We start from the raw sequence: 1,035 nt of genomic DNA on the forward strand, positions 1-1,035 counted from the left end.
GATATACCTGAACTTCACCAAACAGCACCACACCAATTCGAGACCCCTCACGCTCTTCAATGTCAGCCCCTAGAGCAATAAACAGCGCTTCAATATCAGACCACTTGATAGCTCCGCTGACAGGCCTAGCAAAGATAGCCGTCAACGTTCTTAAATGTTTTTTGTTCATAAAGTCTCATAATCCGTTAAATCGATAGTACTACTTTTTAGTATCATTTCAAGCGAATTTGGTACTATTTTTTAGTACCATCATTAAAAGGCATTTGCAGCTATAGCCCCCATAGATACGGGGTCAGTTGTTAGCAGCTTTTGCGTGGTTTCGAGTGTGCGATTACCTAGCATGTGATGTATGTGGGCAACATCGTAGCCCTGGCGGTGAAGCTCTACAGCGAACACTCTGCGGCCAGATAACACACTTGGCGACTTGTGTACGACCATAATAAAGTTTGATAATTTATCTGAGGACGAATGTTAGTTTCTGATAATTAAGTTTGATCATTTTCAAACTCACTTTTGGACAGAACTTTGTTAGATTTTTAGCTTTAATTTTTGATTTTCGGATAAAAATTTCTATGGGCTAACATCAGCATCATAGGAGACAATAGAGCAGAGCCAATTATGGTAAAGTGCGCGCAGCACTATTGGCGGCGTGCCGTTGGCTTCCATTGCAAACGTTTGTTAGGTATATCCTGCTTCACTTCGGTTTTCCCCCTTGCATCCAATCTCCAAACGTAACCCAGGACCCGACTCCTCTATGTATGCATAAAAACTATCTCCAGTTAGATCTGGCTAATAACATCATTTCGATCAGTCAATAACATCATGCCGATCACGATTTTTCTTCCCGCATTTACAACATCTTTGTTTTACTCTGCTTGATCGGCATGCGTCAAGTTTGTGCCCTGTTTTCGCATCGATTCACCCGTTAACGTCACTCTCACAGCACGATGGATCAGCCTGTCTAAGATGGCTTCGGCAAAAGTTGCTTCACCTATCATGGCGTACCATTTATCCACTGGCAGCTGGCTCGCTACC

At 42.9% G+C, this 1,035-nt stretch carries 1 protein-coding gene; it reads right to left on the minus strand.

What is annotated here, in order from left to right; translation table 11 throughout:
* Nucleotides 1-866 precede the first annotated feature (866 nt).
* On the minus strand, nucleotides 867-1,035 hold a 169-nt coding region (locus tag L5M18_RS23170; RefSeq protein WP_263197103.1), incomplete at its 5' end, for an ATP-binding protein.

The organism is Shewanella sp. SM20 (assembly GCF_025654545.1).
Taxonomy (GTDB): domain Bacteria; phylum Pseudomonadota; class Gammaproteobacteria; order Enterobacterales; family Shewanellaceae; genus Shewanella; species Shewanella oncorhynchi.